This window comes from Micromonospora sp. ABR4_055 (assembly GCF_056160425.1).
The window spans coordinates 1-15,180 of sequence record NZ_JBSWXD010000050.1 but is presented as its reverse complement, the minus strand read 5'-3'; the positions used below and the strand labels follow the sequence as shown (position 1 = coordinate 15,180).

Here is a 15,180-nt window from a genome sequence, read left to right as displayed (position 1 = left end):
GTCGATCAGCAGACGTGGAAGGTCTCGCAGGCGGTCTGGATCGGTACGGCGAGCCCGATGCCCTCCGCGTCCCGCGCCTTCGCGTTGGCGATCCCCACGACCTCCTTGCGTGTGTTGATGACGGGGCCACCGGAGTTGCCGCGATTGACGGGCGCGTCGAACTGGATCACCGACCCGGGCCCGTCGGTACGCTCACGCACCGCGCTGACCACACCGGTCGTGATCGTCTGGGTGAGCCCGAGCGGCGCGCCGACGACCAGGACGCTCTCGCCGGCACCGGGGGGATCGGCGGCGGCGGGCAGGCCCGCGAACCCGGTGTCGACCTTCAGCAGGGCGATGTCCTGCGACTGGTCCACATCCGTGATCACCGCCGTGTACCGCTTGCCGTCCCGCTCCAACCGCACCGATCTGCCGTTGCGCGACCAGACCGCCTCGACCACGTGGAAGGCGGTCAGCACGTTGGTGCGGCCGGTCCCGCCGGACGCGCTCCCGCCGGACGCGGTCGCATCGGGCGCACCGACGGCGAAGGCGCTGCCGGTGAAGTCGTCGGCGATCACCTGGAAGACGCTGGGCAGCACGGCGGCCGCGACCGTCGGCGGGTCGAAGACCTGCTCAGCGTCTTCCTCGACCGCCGCGAGCCGGCCGTCCAGGCTGTCCAGCCGCTGATCGGTGCCGTCGGCGGCCTCCTGCTGGCTCCGCTGCGCGCCGGCCAGATCCTCCCGCAGCTGGTCGATCTGCCCCGCCTGGACGCCGACGACCGCCGCGAGCGCGACCAGTGCGGCCGTAACGCCCGTCGCGGCAGCCCAGCGCAGCACGCCCGTCGCCATGACACCCCCATGAGACTCACCCACCGTCCCGTCTGCGTGATCGAGCGTATCGGCGCTGGTGGTGGCCCGGTGATAGTCGTTTGACCCCCATCGACGGCCCGGGAACGTGCACGGCCTCGATACGATCGGCTCCGTGCCGGGCGCGGTGGAACAGCGGCTACTCCGTCAAGGGCTGCGGTACGCGCTCAATCTGCGTATCGTCGTGATCGGACTGTCCAGCTCGGTCTATCTGGCCCTCGGTGCCGCACCCGACCGGGCGGCCGCCGTGGCGGTCGTGGTGGCGTTCAACGCGTGGAGCCTGGGCTACGCCGCCGCCCTGGTGCGCGGCTCCCGGCATACCCGCCGCTGGCTGCCACTGGTCGACGTCGCGGCGGTGTGCGGCGCCTGCCTGACCCAGAGCTGGACCGTCGTGTCCGACCCGCGCGGGGGGTCGACCTGGATCCTCGTCGTCGTCAACCTGGTCGTCGTCACCTACCCGTGGCAGGTCGACTGGCCGCTGCTCACCGGGGCCACCGCCGCCATCGTGACCACGTACTTCGTCGGCGCGACCCTGGCCGACCCGGGCGGCTGGCTCGCCGACCCGGCGATCGGGCCGTGGACGGCCGCGCAGGCGGCGCTGTCCTGGGCTCTGTACCGGTTCGTGCGGCGCGGTGCCCGCGTCGCCGACCGGGCCGTCGAACGTGCCGCGCGGCTGGGCCGCGCGGCGGCTGTCGCGGCGGCCCGGCGTCGTGACGAACAGGAGTACCTCGCGGCGCTGCACGACACCGCCGCCGCGACCCTGTTGGTGGTCGGTGGCGGTGTGGTGGCCCGCCACGAGCCATGGCTCGCTGAGCAGGCCCGCCGGGATCTGCGGGAACTGCACCGCTCCGCCGAGGCCGCCCAGGGCGAGACCGACCTCGTTGCGCTGCTGCGCGACGCCACCGGCACCACCGCCCTGCACATCACCTGGCGCACCCCCGACAGACTGCCGTTGCCGGCCGCCGACGCCGTGGCGCTCAGCCGAGGCGTCCGCGAGGCGGTGAACAACGTGGCCCGGCACGCCGGGACCGGCCGGGCCGAGATCCGGGTGACGGACGACGCCGAGCGGGTCACGGTGACGATCACCGACCGCGGCGTCGGCTTCGACCCGGCCAAGGTCGGCCCCGACCGGTACGGGGTGACCCGGTCGTTGACGGAGCGGATGATCCGCGTCGGCGGTCAGGCCCGGATCGACAGCCGGCCCGGCCATGGCACCACCGTCACCCTGACCTGCCCCCGGGCCGTGCCCGAGATCACCGGCACCGACCGGGGCGTCATCGCGGCCTCGTTCCAACGGGGACTGCGCTGGGCCGTCGTCGTGCTGAGCCTGGCGATCCTGCTGCTGCTCGACCTGGCCCGGCTGCTGACCAGCCGCGAGGCGTACACCTCGCTCTGGCCGCAGTTCGTCGCCTGGGCCGGCCTGCTCGCGGTGACCCTCGCCGTGGGTGTCGCCACCTGGCGCGACCGCCCGCTCGGCCGGTGGCGGCTGCCGCTGCTGGCGCTGGTCTTCGGGGTGTCCGCGCTGGCGACCTCGTCGGTGCGGCCGGAGTACCTGCTCGGCCCGGCGCACTGGTCGGAGGGCGACGCCGGCTGGCAGGTGGTGCTGCTCATGATGGACGCCCGGGTCGCCGCCTTCGCGGCCGTTCTCGTCGCCCAGTACCTGATGACGTTCGGGCAGGCCGCCCTCGCCGGTGACGCGGCGTTGAGCGTCGCCGGCGCGGTGAGCGCCAGCTGGGCGGTGCTCGCCTTCCAGGTCGCGATCGCGATGATCGCCGCCGTGCTGCGCCAGATGGCGACCTCGTCGGCGCGGGCGATGGGCGCCGCCGAGCGGGTACGCACCGCCGAGGCGGTCGCCCGACACCTGCACGCCGACCGGGCCGACCGGATGTCGGCGCTGGCGGCCACCACCGTACCGCTGCTGGAAGGTCTGGCCGGCGGCGCGCTGGACCCCGGCGACGAGGCGGTGCGCCGGTCGTGCGCGGCCGAGGCCGCCCGGATGCGCCGGCTGATCGTCGAGGACGCCGGCACCGCCGACTCACTGTCCCACGAGCTGCGGGCCTGCATCGAGCAGGCCGAACGCAACGGTGTCACGGTCACCTTCGCCGAACGCGGCACCCGCCCCGAGCTGCCGCCGCCGGTGCGCCGGCGGCTCGTCGAGCCGGCGATCGCCGCCCTCGCCACGGCCAGCGGCACGGCCCGGCTGACGGTCGCCAGCACCGGCGGGACGGTGACCGTCAGCCTCGTCGCCGCCGGCCCCACCGTCGCCGTCGCCTGGCTCGACCCGGGGGCGGGCGCCGACGTCGTCGTGCTCGACCTGCAGCTCGACGTCACCGGCCCCGCCTACGGTGACCTCAAGCGGCTCGTCGACGCCGGCCGCCAGGTCGTCGTCTACAGCATGCGCGACGACCGGGACAGTGCCCTCACCGCCCTCGACATCGGTGCCTTCACCTATCTGACCAAGGCCGAGGGCGAGGAGCACCTGGTGGCCGCGGTCACCGCCGCCGCGGCCGGTACGCCGTACACCCCGCCGGCCCTCGCCGGTGCGTTCGGCACCGACGAGCGTTCCCAACGCCCCCGGCTGTCCCCGCGTGAACAGCAGGTGCTGATCGAATGGTTCCACTCCGAGTCGAAGGAGATGGTCGCCAACCGGCTGCGCCTGACCGTGCACCGGGTCAACTCCTGCCTGGAGCGGGTCCGCGTCAAGTACGCCAACGTCGGCCGCGAGGCGCCCACCAAGGCCGCCCTCGTCGCCCGCGCCCTGCAGGACGGCCTCATCACCACCGATGAACTCTGACCGGCCGCCGTCCGAGACCGGTACGCGGCCTGCCGGTGGTGTCCAACAGCCGCGTACCTCCCGTCATCGGCCGGGTCAGAAGCTGAGCCGCCAGCTGTCGATGTACGCCGGCCCGGACACCCCCCAGTAGTGGTCCTCGACCCGCAGCTTCCAGGTGCCGTTCGCGGGTTGCCCGGACGGGTCGACGACGAAGGTCCGGAACATGTTCGGCAGACCCATGCCGTTGACGCCCTGCAGGGTGAACACCCGCCCGTCCGGCGCGACCAGCTGGTAGCTGAGGTCCCGGGACCACGGGTGCACCACCCGTACGTCCACCCAGGCGCTGCGGCCCGGTGCATGGTCGCACCCGGTCACCGTGATCGGGCTCTCGGCGACGTCATGGTCGGCGATCGGCACGTCGGCGGTCGCCACACCGCCGCACACCGGCACCGGCAGGTCGGCCCCGGCGAGGTTCAACGCCCAGGAGTCGAAGAATCCGGTGCCCTGCGGGCCGGCGTCGCGCACCTGCAGGCGCCACGTCCCGTTGGCCACCTTGTCCGACAGGTCGTAGGTGAAGGTGTGGTCGACGTCGGGGCCGGCTCCGCTGCCGGTGCGGACCAGCAGGAAGTAGCGGGTGCCGTCCGGGGCGAACAGCTCCACCTGCAGGTCGTGGATGGCGGTGTGCTCGATGCGTACCTCGATGGTGCTGTTGCTGGCCGCGTTGCCCGCGCAGCCGGTGATGGTGATGGGGATGTCGACGGCTCCGCTGAACGGCAGCGCCGTGTCGGTGTCGTTGACGGCGGCGCAGCCCGGCAGCGCATCGACGGTCAGGGTGAAGCCGGTCGTCCGGGTGGCGGCCGTACCGGTGCCGAGGATCACCACCGGGTACGTGCCGGCGCTGGTGAGGGCCGCGGTGCTGATGGTCAGCGTGGTGCTGCCGGCCGAGCCGATCGTGGCCGGGGTGAAGGTGGCGCTCGCGCCCCGCGGCAGCCCGACCGCGCTGAGACCGACGGACTGCGCCGCGCCGGCGGTGACCGTCGCCGTGACGGTGGTGGTGACGGTGCCCCCGGCCGGCGTGGTCGCGCTCGCCGGCCCGGCGGTCAGGCTGAAGTCGTCGTCGGCGGTGACGTCGTCGACGTAGAGCAGCCGGTCCGGTGAGCCGGTGCCGGGGTCGGTCACCACCCCGGGCGTGGCCTCGGCGAGGAGCTCGGCGGTGACCTGCGCCGGGGTGTAGTCGGGGTGGTCCGCGAGGATCAGCGCGGCGGCGCCGGTGACGTGTGGGGCGGCCATCGAGGTGCCGCTGGCCGGCACGGCGGCGGTGTCGCTGTCGAGACCGGCCGAGACGATGTCGACGCCCGGGGCGAAGATGTCGACACAGCCGCCCACATTGGAGAACGGGGCGCGGGCGTCGTCGGGACCGGTGGCACCGACCGTGATCGCCTCCGGCACCCTGGCCGGGGACCTGGTGCAGGCGTCGGTGCCGTCGTTGCCGGCCGCCACGACGTAGGTGATGCCGTCGGCGACGGACCGGGCCACGGCCTGGTCCATCGGCGTGTAGGAGAAACCGCCGAGGCTCATGTTGGCCACCGCCGGCTCGCCCGGGTCGTGGTCGGCGGTGACCCAGTCGATGCCGCCGATCACGGTGGCGACGTTGCCTTCGCCGTTGCAGTTGAGCACCCGTACGGCGACCAGCTCCACGTTCTTGGCCACCCCGTAGGTGGTGCCGCCGACCGTGCCGGCGACGTGCGTGCCGTGCCCGCGACAGTCGCTGGCGTCGTCGTCGCTGTCGATGGTGTCCCGCCCGGAACGGACCCGTCCGGTGAACTCGTGGTGGGTCAGTCGCATGCCGGTGTCGATGATGTAGGCCCGCACGACCGGCGCGACGTCCGGATAGGCGTACGCGTCGTCGAGCGGTCCGGTCCGCTGGTCGATCCGGTCGAGGCCCCAGGACGGCACCGGCGTCTGCACGTCCGCCGCCGTCACGGTGTGGTTCTGCGTCACCGAGGCCACCCGGGGGTCGGCGGCCAGGCGGCGGGCCTGGCGCTGTGGGAGCCGGACCTCGAAGCCACGCAGCGCGTGCCGGTAGACCTGGGCGACGTCACCCCGGTACCGGTCGGCGAGCGCGGACACGGTGCGTTCGACCCCGCTGGCGGTGTCGGCGGCGCCGCCGGCCACCGTGTCGGCGAGGACGACGATGTACGAGTCCGCCACGGCGGTGGCGCCGCCGACGCCGTGCACGGTCGCCTCCGGTGGCGCGGCGGCCGCCCCGGGTGCCGCTGGGACCAGGGCCAGCAGCGCCGTCAACAGCACTCCTGCTCTTGCCGACACCATGCTCGTTCCTCCCGGTGCGTCGAAGCTGACGTTTCATGGATCTGCGTCAACAGCATGCGGCGGGAAATTCAGAGCCTTCTGAGAGCCGCCGCCGCGCCGGATTGCCGGGTGGCGCGGCGGCGGGTGGCGTCGGCGTCCGGTCGACGCCCGGATTGGACGCCGACATCAGCTGGCCAGGGTCAGCACCAGCTCAACGACAAGTTGACCCGGGTGACGTTGCGGATGACGTTGTTGGCACCGCCGCAGGGGCTCTGCACGATTCGATGTTGGTGACGGTCAGGTTCTGGAAGGTGATCCCGGGGGAGATCGGGAAACTCGCTGCGGGCCCGCCCGCCGCTTTCGGACAAGCAGAAGATGCCGCGTCCGCCGCCGCTGGCGATGACCGTTGCGCACCTTGACCGCGCGGTCGTCGCCGTGGTTGTCGATGCGGATGCCGAGCCCGCCGGACAGCCGCAGGTTCTGCACCTTGACATCGGTGGTGCCGCAGGTACACCGAGGGCCATGTCACCGGAGCCGGAGCCGGTCACGTTGATGGTGCCGCACACGTCCAGCACGGTGTAGCTGGGCAGCGACAGCCGGGAGCTGGTCGGTACGTTGCCGGAGCCACGCACGACGACCCGCTGTTTGCTGGTCCGTTCGGAGCTGAGGCCGTGCATCGCGGCCTGCATGGCGGCGAGCATGTCGCCGTCGCGGGACAATTCGGACGCTACCGCCGACCCGTACTCCGCCGCTGGACGGCCGGAGCCCACCAGGGAATCCTCATTTTTCCCTCAGCACCGCCTCAGACATCGGGTGGAGCGACTGTGCGACGATCTTGGCGCAGCCCGACCGGGCGGGGGCGGTGGTGAGGTGGCAGCAGTGTCGATGGACCGTGCGGTTCTCAACTTCTACGCGGGACCTACCGGCCTGCCCCGCAGCGTCATGGAACGCATCCGCGTCGAACTCGACGACTTCCAGGGCACCGGGATGAGCGTGATGGAGATCAGCCACCGGGCACCCGAGGTCGAGTTCCTCCTGGCCGACACGACCGAACGGGTCCGTCGCCTGCTGGGCCTCGGCGACGAGTCCGACGTTCTGCTGCTGCAGGGTGGCGGATCGCTCCAGTTCGCAATGGTCCCGATGAACTTCTCGGCACCCGGTGACCCGGTCGACTACGTCGACACCGGGTACTGGGCAGCCAAGGCGATCCGTGAGCCACGGACCCTCGGACGCGACGTGGCGGTAGTGGCCTCCTCCGCCGACCGGGACCACACCTACGTTCCACCGGACGGCTCGATCCGGCCCCGGCCGGACGCCCGCTACCTGCACCTGGTCACCAACAACACGGTGGAGGGCACCCAGTTCCACCAGGCACCCGCCGTCGCGGTGCCGGTGATCGCGGACATGAGCTCCGACCTGATGTCCGACACCTTCGACCCGGCGGCGTACGACGTCGTCTACGCCCACGCGCAGAAGAACATCGGCGTCGCCGGAGTGACCGTCGTGGTCGCGCGTCGGTGCATGCTGGACGGCATCGTCGGTGAGCTGCCGGCGGTGCTCGACTACCGGGTGCACCGACGACACGGGTCGAACTTCCACACCCCGCCGACCTTCGCCATCTACGTCACCTGGTTGATGCTGGGCTGGTTGGCCGACGAAATCGGCGGGCTGGCCAGCATGGGCGGGATCAACCGACGCAAGGCGCAGATCCTCTACGACTACCTGGACGGCGTCCCGTTCTACCGCACCACCGTCGACCCGGCGTCGCGCTCGCTGATGAACGTGGTGTTCGACCTGCCCACCCCGCAGCTGCTGGCGGAGTTCCTGGCCGAGGCGCAGCAGGCCGGTATCGCCGGGCTGGCCGGGCACCGCTCGGTGGGTGGCTGCCGGGCCAGCCTGTTCAATGCGGTGACCGTCGAGTCGGTCGAACGGCTGGTCGACTTCCTGCACACTTTCGAGCGCCGCAACCGGACGACGGACCTGCCACCCGAACCGTCCACCGAACGATAGAGACAAGCCACGATGAATGCTGCTCCGTTCCAGGAACTGCCCTGGCCGCGTATCCGGGAACTCGTGGTTGACGCGCTGAGCGTCGGTCACCGAACCCACATGGCGCACGGCATGGTGGAGTTCGACGTGTCCCGCCCGATGGAGTTGGTCGCGCACTACCGGGCCCAGGTGCCCGACGGGCTGTCGTTCACCGCCTTTCTGGTTTACTGCCTCGGTCACGCGGTCGACGAACACAAGATGCTGCACGCCTTCCGCAAGGGCCGTCGCAAGCTGGTCGTCTTCGACGATGTGGACGTCAACACACTGCTGGAGAAGCGCAAGCCCGACGGATCGCTGGTACCGGTCATCTACGTGGTCCGGGCCGCGAACCGCAAGAGTCTGGCGCAGGTCAACCACGAGATGCGCGCCGCTGCCCGTACCGACCTGTACGACGACGAAGGGGTCCGTCGACGCCGCCAGCTCCTGCGGCTGCCGCGCCCGGCCCGGCGGGCGCTCTGGTGGTGGATGCGGCGCGACCCGGCCCGGGTCAAACGTCAGTGGGGCACCGTCGGACTGTCCAATGTCGGCTCCTTCATCAGCCCGCGCCCGTCCTGGGGGATCTCGATCTCGTTCCTGACCAGCACGCTCATCGTCGGCGGAATGTTCGACAAGGTGCGGTGGATCGACGGTGCCGCCGCGCCCCGTAAGACCCTCAGCGCCACCGTCACGGTCGACCACGACATCGTCGACGGTGCACCCGGAGCCCGGTTCGGCGAGACGTTGGCCGGGCTGATCGAGAACGCCGCCGGTCTCGACGACACGTTCGTCACCGAGACCCTCACACTGCAGGGAGGCGAAGACAGTGCCGCGAAGTGACCACCCGCCGCTGCGGCTGCGGCTCAGCGCCCTGCGTACCGACCTGCTGGGCGTGCAGAAGCGACTGGTCGCCGACCACGACGGATTCGTCCGGTACCGCGTACTGCACCGGGTCTTCACGCTGCTGGCCGATGCGGACGCCAACCAGCGGGTGTTCATCGGGAACCTGCCCGGCTACGGTCGCAGCCTGCAGCACGACAACCTGTCGCTGATCATCGGCCAGGGACTGATCTGCAGTGACGGCGAGATGTGGCGGCGGCAGCGGACGCTGACCCAGCCGGTGTTCAACCGGGCGCTGCTCGAACGCGTCGTCGAGATCACCGCCACCCTGGTGACCGAGGTCGTCGACGGCTGGGACCGCGCCCGCGAGCGGGGCGAACCGGTCGACGTGTTCAGCGACATGCAGACCCTGGCCATGCGGGTCATGGCCGTGGCGCTGTTCAGCCACGATCCGAAGACGACCGCCAACGACTTCGTCGACACCGTACGGGTCGGGTTGGAAGTGGTGGTCCGCCGCAACATCAGCCCGGTGACGGTGCCACTGTGGTTCCCCACCCGGCTGCACCGCCGGTTCGCCCGCCATCTGCGGGCGGTGGACGACTTCGTGGCGGAGCGGATCGAGGAACGGCTGGCCGACACCGACCGGTACCCCGACATCCTGAGCGATCTGATCCGCGCCTACGGCGAACAGGCCGGCCGGCGCCGCCGGGAACTGCGCGACCAGGTCGTCACCCTGTTCTTCGCCGGCTTCGAGACGACCGGGACCGCGCTGGCCTGGACCTGGCACCTGCTCGGCCAACACGACGACGAGATCGCGGGCCGGTTCCGTGAGGAACTGGCCCGGGTGCTCGGCGGACGGGCCCCGACCTACGACGACCTGGGCACCCTGGACTACACCCGGCAGGTGATCCAGGAGTCGATGCGGCTCTACCCGCCGGTCTACACCCTCACCCGCACCGCCACCGCCGACGACGACATCGACGGCCGGCGGATCCACCAGGGCGACAACCTCGTGATCCCGCTGCACACCCTGCACCGGATGCCGCAGTACTGGCCGGAGCCGGACTCCTTCTGCCCGCACCGCTTCGCGCCGGGCCGGCTGACCACCGACCAGCGGCGCGCCTACCTGCCGTTCGCCGCCGGGCAGCGCAAGTGCATCGGCACGAACTTCGCGATCACCGAGATGCTGACGGTGCTGGCGGTCGCCGGGCAGCGGGTGCGGCTGACACCGGTCGACGGGCATCCGGTCGAGGCGGCACCGGCGGTCACCCAGTATCTCCGGCACGGGCTGCTCATGAACGTCGAACTGGTGGGTCCGGCATGAACGCCCTCGCTGCGGGCGACGGCACCTTCTACGGCGTGCTCGACCCGGCCGACCCGGCACAGGTCGCCGAGTACGAAGGGGACTTCTACCGGGCCTACGTCGGCCTGACCGACAACCGGCTGGTCCGGCTGATCTGGGAGTGGGACGACACCGGGCGACGGCTGCGGACCCGGATCCCGTACCAGGACCAGGTCGTCTACTGCTGGCGGCAGCCCACCGGCCGGCTGATCGGGGCCATGGCGGTCAGCGTCGCCGTCGAACGCGGGTTGCAGTCCGCCTCCTTCGGGTTCAGCCCGCCCATGTCACCGGACGCGGGCCGTGCCGGTGGTCGGGTCTGCGAGATCCTCAACGTCATGCACGCCGGTGGCGGGCGCACTTGGACCCGTGCCACGTACACCGGGTTCATCCGCGACGTCGGCTACCGCGACCTGGCGTCGCGCGGCTTCGACGTCGCCTACGCCACCTGCACCCGTCGGCGGCTGCGCCCGTACCTGCTGCTCGGCGCCGAACTGCTGGACCGCCGGACCGTCGACGGCGAGGAGCGGATGTTCCTGCGCTGGCCGATCGGATCGATGACGTACCGAACCAGACCAGGTCGTCCGGCAGAGTAGGCGGCGCTGGCGATCGGCGGCTGACGGTAGGCTCGCTGCCCGTGATTCATTTGCGTAAGCCGGGAGTCCTCGACCGGGATGCACCCCACGTCCCGGATGACCCTCCGACCCCGGCGGCGCAGGACCCGCAGCGGCGGCCAAGTTGGCTGCGGCGGCACCGGCGCTGGTGGTAACCGCTGGTCGTGGTCGTGCTGCTGGGCCAGATGGCGTTCGCGATGGTCACCACCGCCCTGGCGCAGGCACCGACCATCGACGAGCCGGTGTACGTGGGCGCGGCCGCGCTGTACCTGCAGGGCGGCGGTCTGCAGGTCAACCCGGAACATCCGCCGCTCGGCAAGCTAATCATCGGGGCGGGTCTGATGTTCGCCGAGCCCCGCATCGACCCCGGTTTCCGGGGCAACCAGTCGGACCTTGGCCGGCACGTGCTGTACGAGGCGGGCAACGACGCCGACCAGGTGCTGTCGCTGGCCCGGCTGCCGATGATCGGGCAGACTGGGAGACGTGCCGGTGGTTGCGCTCCGGCTCGACCCAGTCGGCCAGCCACGAGGACCTCGCTGGCCCGGGCGACCCCGTCGAACAGGTCCCGCAGGATCTGGTTGTCCATGGTTGGCCCGGCGCAGACGCTGGCGTCGCTGGCCGATCAGGGCGATGTCGAACTGAGCCGTGATGCGATCATCGGCAGTCTGCCGACATCACCCGGACCTGCGACAACATTCCGGGTTCTGCGTACGGCAAAGGCATTCAATGATCCTCCACTCCGCAGAAATGGTGCGAGTTCCGTCTTTGGAGTGTCTTCTGTTCGGCTATCGAAACTGTGGTTAATGGGCCATGCGGATGCAGTGTAAACTCGGCAACTTGAGAGAAGTTGGCTAATGTAACAGCATGTCAAAGTTGTTAATGCCGGTAATTAATCGGCGCCCAGCTTGGAGGGGCAATGTTCCTTCCTCGCATCCTGTTGGGAGTATTGATGACGGCTATCGAGGCGCCGACGAGCGCCGAGCTCGTCCACCGGGCAACTGAGCTGGTACCGCTAATCCGCAGGTACGCAACGTGGCAGGAGGAGAACCGGGTCCTGCACGAGGAGGTGCTCCAGGCGATCGCCGATGCTGGGCTGATGAAGATGCGGGTACCGATCCGCTACGGCGGCTTCGAGTCCTCTGTGGGCGCCGTCTGCGACGTGATCTCCGAGCTTGCCCGCGGCGACGGCTCCGTCGGGTGGGCAGTGAGCACGATGACGATTAGCTCATGGTTGGCCGGCCTGTTGCCGGACGAGACGCAGGACGAGATCTTCGCCGACCCCGACGTCCTCATCGGCAGCAGCGTCAGCCCGAACGGTGTCGCCACCCCGGTCGAGGGTGGTGCCGTCCTCAACGGCAGGTGGGCGTTCAGCACCGGTGTGCTGCACAGCCAGTGGTTCATCCACTCGGCCGTACTGGCCGGTGCAGACGGCGAGCCCGCTCCGGCGATGCTCGCCGTGCCCACCTCGGACATGACGATCGTCGACGACTGGCACACCGTGGGTCTGCGCGGTACGGGTAGCGTGACGACCATCGTGGCGGACCTGTTCGTCCCCGAGGGGCGCATTCTGCCGATCGCCCCCTTGGTGATGCAGAACCAGCATCGTTCCAGGCTGAATGCCGGTTCACTGATGTGGAGGGCGCCTTTCTCTCCAATTACTGCAGCTGGCGCCGCCGCTGTCCCGTTGGGCATGGCCAAGGCTGCGCGAGACGCCTTCTTCGAGCAACTACCGAGCCGGAAGATCGCCTACACCAGCAACGAACACCAGGCCGAATCCGCTCTCACTCATCTGCAGGTGGCTCGGGCCGCAATGAAAATCGACGAGGCCGAGTTCCATGTGCGCCGCGCCGCCGAGCGAGTGGACAGCAAGGTCCGCAATGGCGAGTCCTGGAGCATTCAGGAGCGTGCCCTCGCGCGCATGGAGTTGGGTGTGTCCACCCAACTTGCAAAAGAGGCGGTGGAGATCCTTAACACCGCCAGCGGTGGGTCGTCCATCTATTCGGACAAGCCGATGCAACGCATTGAGCGTGATGTCCAGACGATCAGTCTGCATGGCGTCGTGCACCCGGACACGAACCTCGAGCTGTACGGGCGCGTGCTGTGCGGGCTGGAGCCCAACACGCACTTGATCTGAGGACGGCCGTGTCCGGCAGGGGCGCCCGGGTCACCTGAACACCCCTGCTCGGTCTACTCACTACGGTCCGCATCGCAGGCGGAACCGCCGCCGGCAGGTGAGCCGGCGGCGGTTCCGCTCGCCGGAGCGGAAATGGCTAAGGGCGTCCGAACTCCGATCGAACCGTGCCGGCCTCCCGACTCGGCCCCGGAGTCTTTGCGATCCTCGGTAGGTAGCCGGCTTCAGCTACCCCGGGCCACCGTCGTCCGTCCTTCCCCCGGGGGCATCATCCAAGCGAGGTGACGATCGTAGTCGGGTGACGGGTAGGCTGCCGGCCCGTGAGTCTTTTTCGCAGGTCGGGAGCCCTCGACCGGGATGTACCCGTTACCCCGGATGACCAGCCGGCCACGGTGACGGAGAACTCGGATCGGCCCGGCTGGCTGCGACGGCACCGGCGTTGGTGGTATCCGCTGGTCGTGGCGTTGCTGCTGGGGCAGATGGCGTTCGCGATGGTCGCCACTGCGGTGGCGCAGGCGCCGACCATCGACGAGCCGGTGTACGTGGGTGCGGCGGCGCTCTACCTGCAGGGCGGTGGTCTGCAGGTCAATCCGGAACATCCGCCGCTGGGCAAACTGATCATCGGGGCCGGCCTGGCGTTCGCCGACCCGTACATCGAGCCGTCCTTCCAGGGCAACCAGACGGACCTCGGGCGGCACGTGCTGTACGAAGCGGGCAACGACGCCGACCGGCTGCTGCTACTGGCCCGGCTGCCGATGATTCTGCTGACCCTGGCGTTCGGGTTGGTGGTCTTCGCGTTCGCCCGCGACATCACCGGCCGGGCCGGTGCCCTGATTGCCCTGGCGGTGTACGCGTTCACGCCCGACGTGATCGCGCACGGCTCGCTGGCCACCCTCGACGTGCCCACCGCCGGGTTCCTGCTGACCTCGGTCTGGCTGCTGTGGCGGGCGCGGCGGCGACCGTGGCTCTACCTGCCGTTGGCCGGCCTGGCGCTCGGCGCGGCACTGGCCACCAAGATGAGCGCGTTGGCGGCGGTGCCGGTGCTGCTGGCGCTGGCCGCCTGGTCGGTCCGGCACGCCCGGCCGGCCTGGCCGCCCCGCCCGTCCTCACCCCGGGCCCGGCGGTACGTCGTCACCGGCGCGGCCGCGACCGCGATTGGACTCCTCGCGTTGCTGACCGTGTGGGCCAGCTATCTCGTCGTCGACCCACGGCTGCAGACGGTGCCCTCCGGCTCGGTGCCGGCGATCGGCGGGCTGCGCGGAACCGTGGTCGACTGGCTGCCGTTTCCGGAGTCGTTCCGCGACGGCATGCGGATTCAGTTCGGCTTCGAGGACTGGCAATGGGGCGGGTACCTGTTCGGTGAGCCCTACTCCGGCCACCGGTGGTACTACCTGCCGGCCGCGCTGCTGGTGAAGACGCCGCTCGGGGCGCTGGTGCTGTGGCTGGTCGGCGCGGTGGCGATGCTGTCGGTGCCCCGGCTGCGCCCGGCCGCCGGGTACCTGCTGCTGCCGGCCGGCCTACTGCTGGCCGTCGCGATGACCGGATCCCGCGACCTCGGCGTCCGGTACGCGATCGTCGTCCCGGTCTGTCTGGCCGTGTCGGCGGCGGCCGTGACCGCCGTACGGTGGCCCGCCGCGGCCGCCCGGTACGCCCGGCCGGCCGCGGTGGTGCTGGTCGCGCTGGTCGCGGCAAGTTCGGCCCGCGCGTTCCCGTTCTACCTGCCGTACGCCAACGAGGCGTTCGGCGGCCCGGCGCGCACCTACCACCACCTGCACGACTCGAACGTGGACTGGGGGCAGGACCTGAGCCGGTTGGCCGACCGGCTGCGGCAGCGGTACCCGGACGAGCGGGTGTGGCTGGCCTACAAGGGCGCCGGCGTGCCGGAGTACTACGGCATCACCGCCACCGATCCGCGCGAGGTGCCGCCTGAGGAGGTACGCGGACTGCTGGTGGTGTCCAACACCTGGGTGGCGACCACCGGCGGTGAGTTGCGCGAGCTGATCGACAGCAGTGAGCCGATCGACCAGGTCGGTCACTCGATCACCATCTTTCGCCGCTGACCCGGCGACCGCCTGTCCCGATTCCACATCGCCGATCGGCGAGCATCACTGCATCTGGCGCTGATCGTCCGTACGGCCTCGGAACCAGCGCCGAAGAGCGGAGGTGTGGCGCCGGTGTTCTTTCCTCTATGTTCGATCGGGTGGTCCAGCGTCGAAAGACATCCCAGGAGCTTGAATGTCAAGCAGCAGCCTTGCTGAGGTGATGCGACCACGCGGTCGCCTCGTCGTAGACGGTGCCGGTCT

11 protein-coding genes are annotated in these 15,180 nt (G+C 70.5%); 8 read left to right on the top strand and 3 right to left on the bottom strand.

The window, feature by feature from the left end; all coding sequences use genetic code 11:
• Positions 1 to 5: 5 nt before the first annotated feature.
• On the bottom strand, positions 6 to 827 hold the full coding sequence (locus ACXAHD_RS14075) for a S1C family serine protease (RefSeq protein WP_475050988.1): 822 nt from the start codon (positions 825 to 827) through the stop codon (positions 6 to 8).
• A gap of 133 nt (positions 828 to 960) precedes the next feature.
• On the opposite strand from ACXAHD_RS14075, the gene ACXAHD_RS14070 reads away from it, so the two are divergent.
• Positions 961 to 3,639, top strand: coding sequence for an ATP-binding protein (locus ACXAHD_RS14070; protein ID WP_475050986.1), 2,679 nt, complete (start codon positions 961 to 963; stop codon positions 3,637 to 3,639).
• A 75-nt stretch (positions 3,640 to 3,714) separates the two neighbouring features.
• Here ACXAHD_RS14070 and ACXAHD_RS14065 read toward each other — a convergent pair whose 3' ends face one another.
• Both ACXAHD_RS14065 and ACXAHD_RS14060 read right to left on the bottom strand, forming a co-directional pair.
• Entirely contained in the window at positions 3,715 to 5,949 is a 2,235-nt protein-coding gene (locus ACXAHD_RS14065) for a S8 family serine peptidase (RefSeq protein ID WP_475050984.1), read from the bottom strand.
• A gap of 179 nt (positions 5,950 to 6,128) precedes the next feature.
• Positions 6,129 to 6,698 carry a hypothetical protein gene (locus ACXAHD_RS14060; protein WP_289213131.1) on the bottom strand — a complete coding sequence of 190 codons (570 nt, stop codon included), beginning with the start codon at positions 6,696 to 6,698 and terminating at the stop codon, positions 6,129 to 6,131.
• Between the two features lie 115 nt (positions 6,699 to 6,813).
• On the opposite strand from ACXAHD_RS14060, the gene serC reads away from it, so the two are divergent.
• The 7 genes from serC to ACXAHD_RS14025 all read left to right on the top strand — a co-directional run bounded on the left by serC (position 6,814) and on the right by ACXAHD_RS14025 (position 14,937).
• Positions 6,814 to 7,938, top strand: coding sequence for a 3-phosphoserine/phosphohydroxythreonine transaminase (gene serC / locus ACXAHD_RS14055; protein WP_289213130.1), 1,125 nt, complete (start codon positions 6,814 to 6,816; stop codon positions 7,936 to 7,938).
• A 12-nt stretch (positions 7,939 to 7,950) separates the two neighbouring features.
• Positions 7,951 to 8,793 carry a 2-oxo acid dehydrogenase subunit E2 gene (locus ACXAHD_RS14050; protein WP_289213129.1) on the top strand — a complete coding sequence of 281 codons (843 nt, stop codon included), beginning with the start codon at positions 7,951 to 7,953 and terminating at the stop codon, positions 8,791 to 8,793.
• Positions 8,780 to 10,117, top strand: coding sequence for a cytochrome P450 (locus ACXAHD_RS14045; RefSeq protein WP_289213128.1), 1,338 nt, complete (start codon positions 8,780 to 8,782; stop codon positions 10,115 to 10,117). The genes ACXAHD_RS14050 and ACXAHD_RS14045 overlap by 14 nt, the downstream gene beginning before the upstream one ends.
• Positions 10,114 to 10,728, top strand: a complete 615-nt coding sequence (locus ACXAHD_RS14040; protein ID WP_281550507.1) for a hypothetical protein — start codon at positions 10,114 to 10,116, stop codon at positions 10,726 to 10,728. The genes ACXAHD_RS14045 and ACXAHD_RS14040 overlap by 4 nt, the downstream gene beginning before the upstream one ends.
• Positions 10,729 to 10,910: 182 nt before the next feature.
• Positions 10,911 to 11,573 carry a hypothetical protein gene (locus tag ACXAHD_RS14035; RefSeq protein ID WP_281550506.1) on the top strand — a complete coding sequence of 221 codons (663 nt, stop codon included), beginning with the start codon at positions 10,911 to 10,913 and terminating at the stop codon, positions 11,571 to 11,573.
• 122 nt (positions 11,574 to 11,695) lie between these two features.
• Positions 11,696 to 12,880: an acyl-CoA dehydrogenase family protein gene (locus ACXAHD_RS14030; RefSeq protein ID WP_281550505.1), complete on the top strand. Its 1,185-nt coding sequence runs from the start codon at positions 11,696 to 11,698 to the stop codon at positions 12,878 to 12,880.
• 389 nt (positions 12,881 to 13,269) lie between these two features.
• Entirely contained in the window at positions 13,270 to 14,937 is a 1,668-nt protein-coding gene (locus ACXAHD_RS14025) for a phospholipid carrier-dependent glycosyltransferase (protein ID WP_281550503.1), read from the top strand.
• The last annotated feature ends 243 nt before the right edge of the window (positions 14,938 to 15,180 follow it).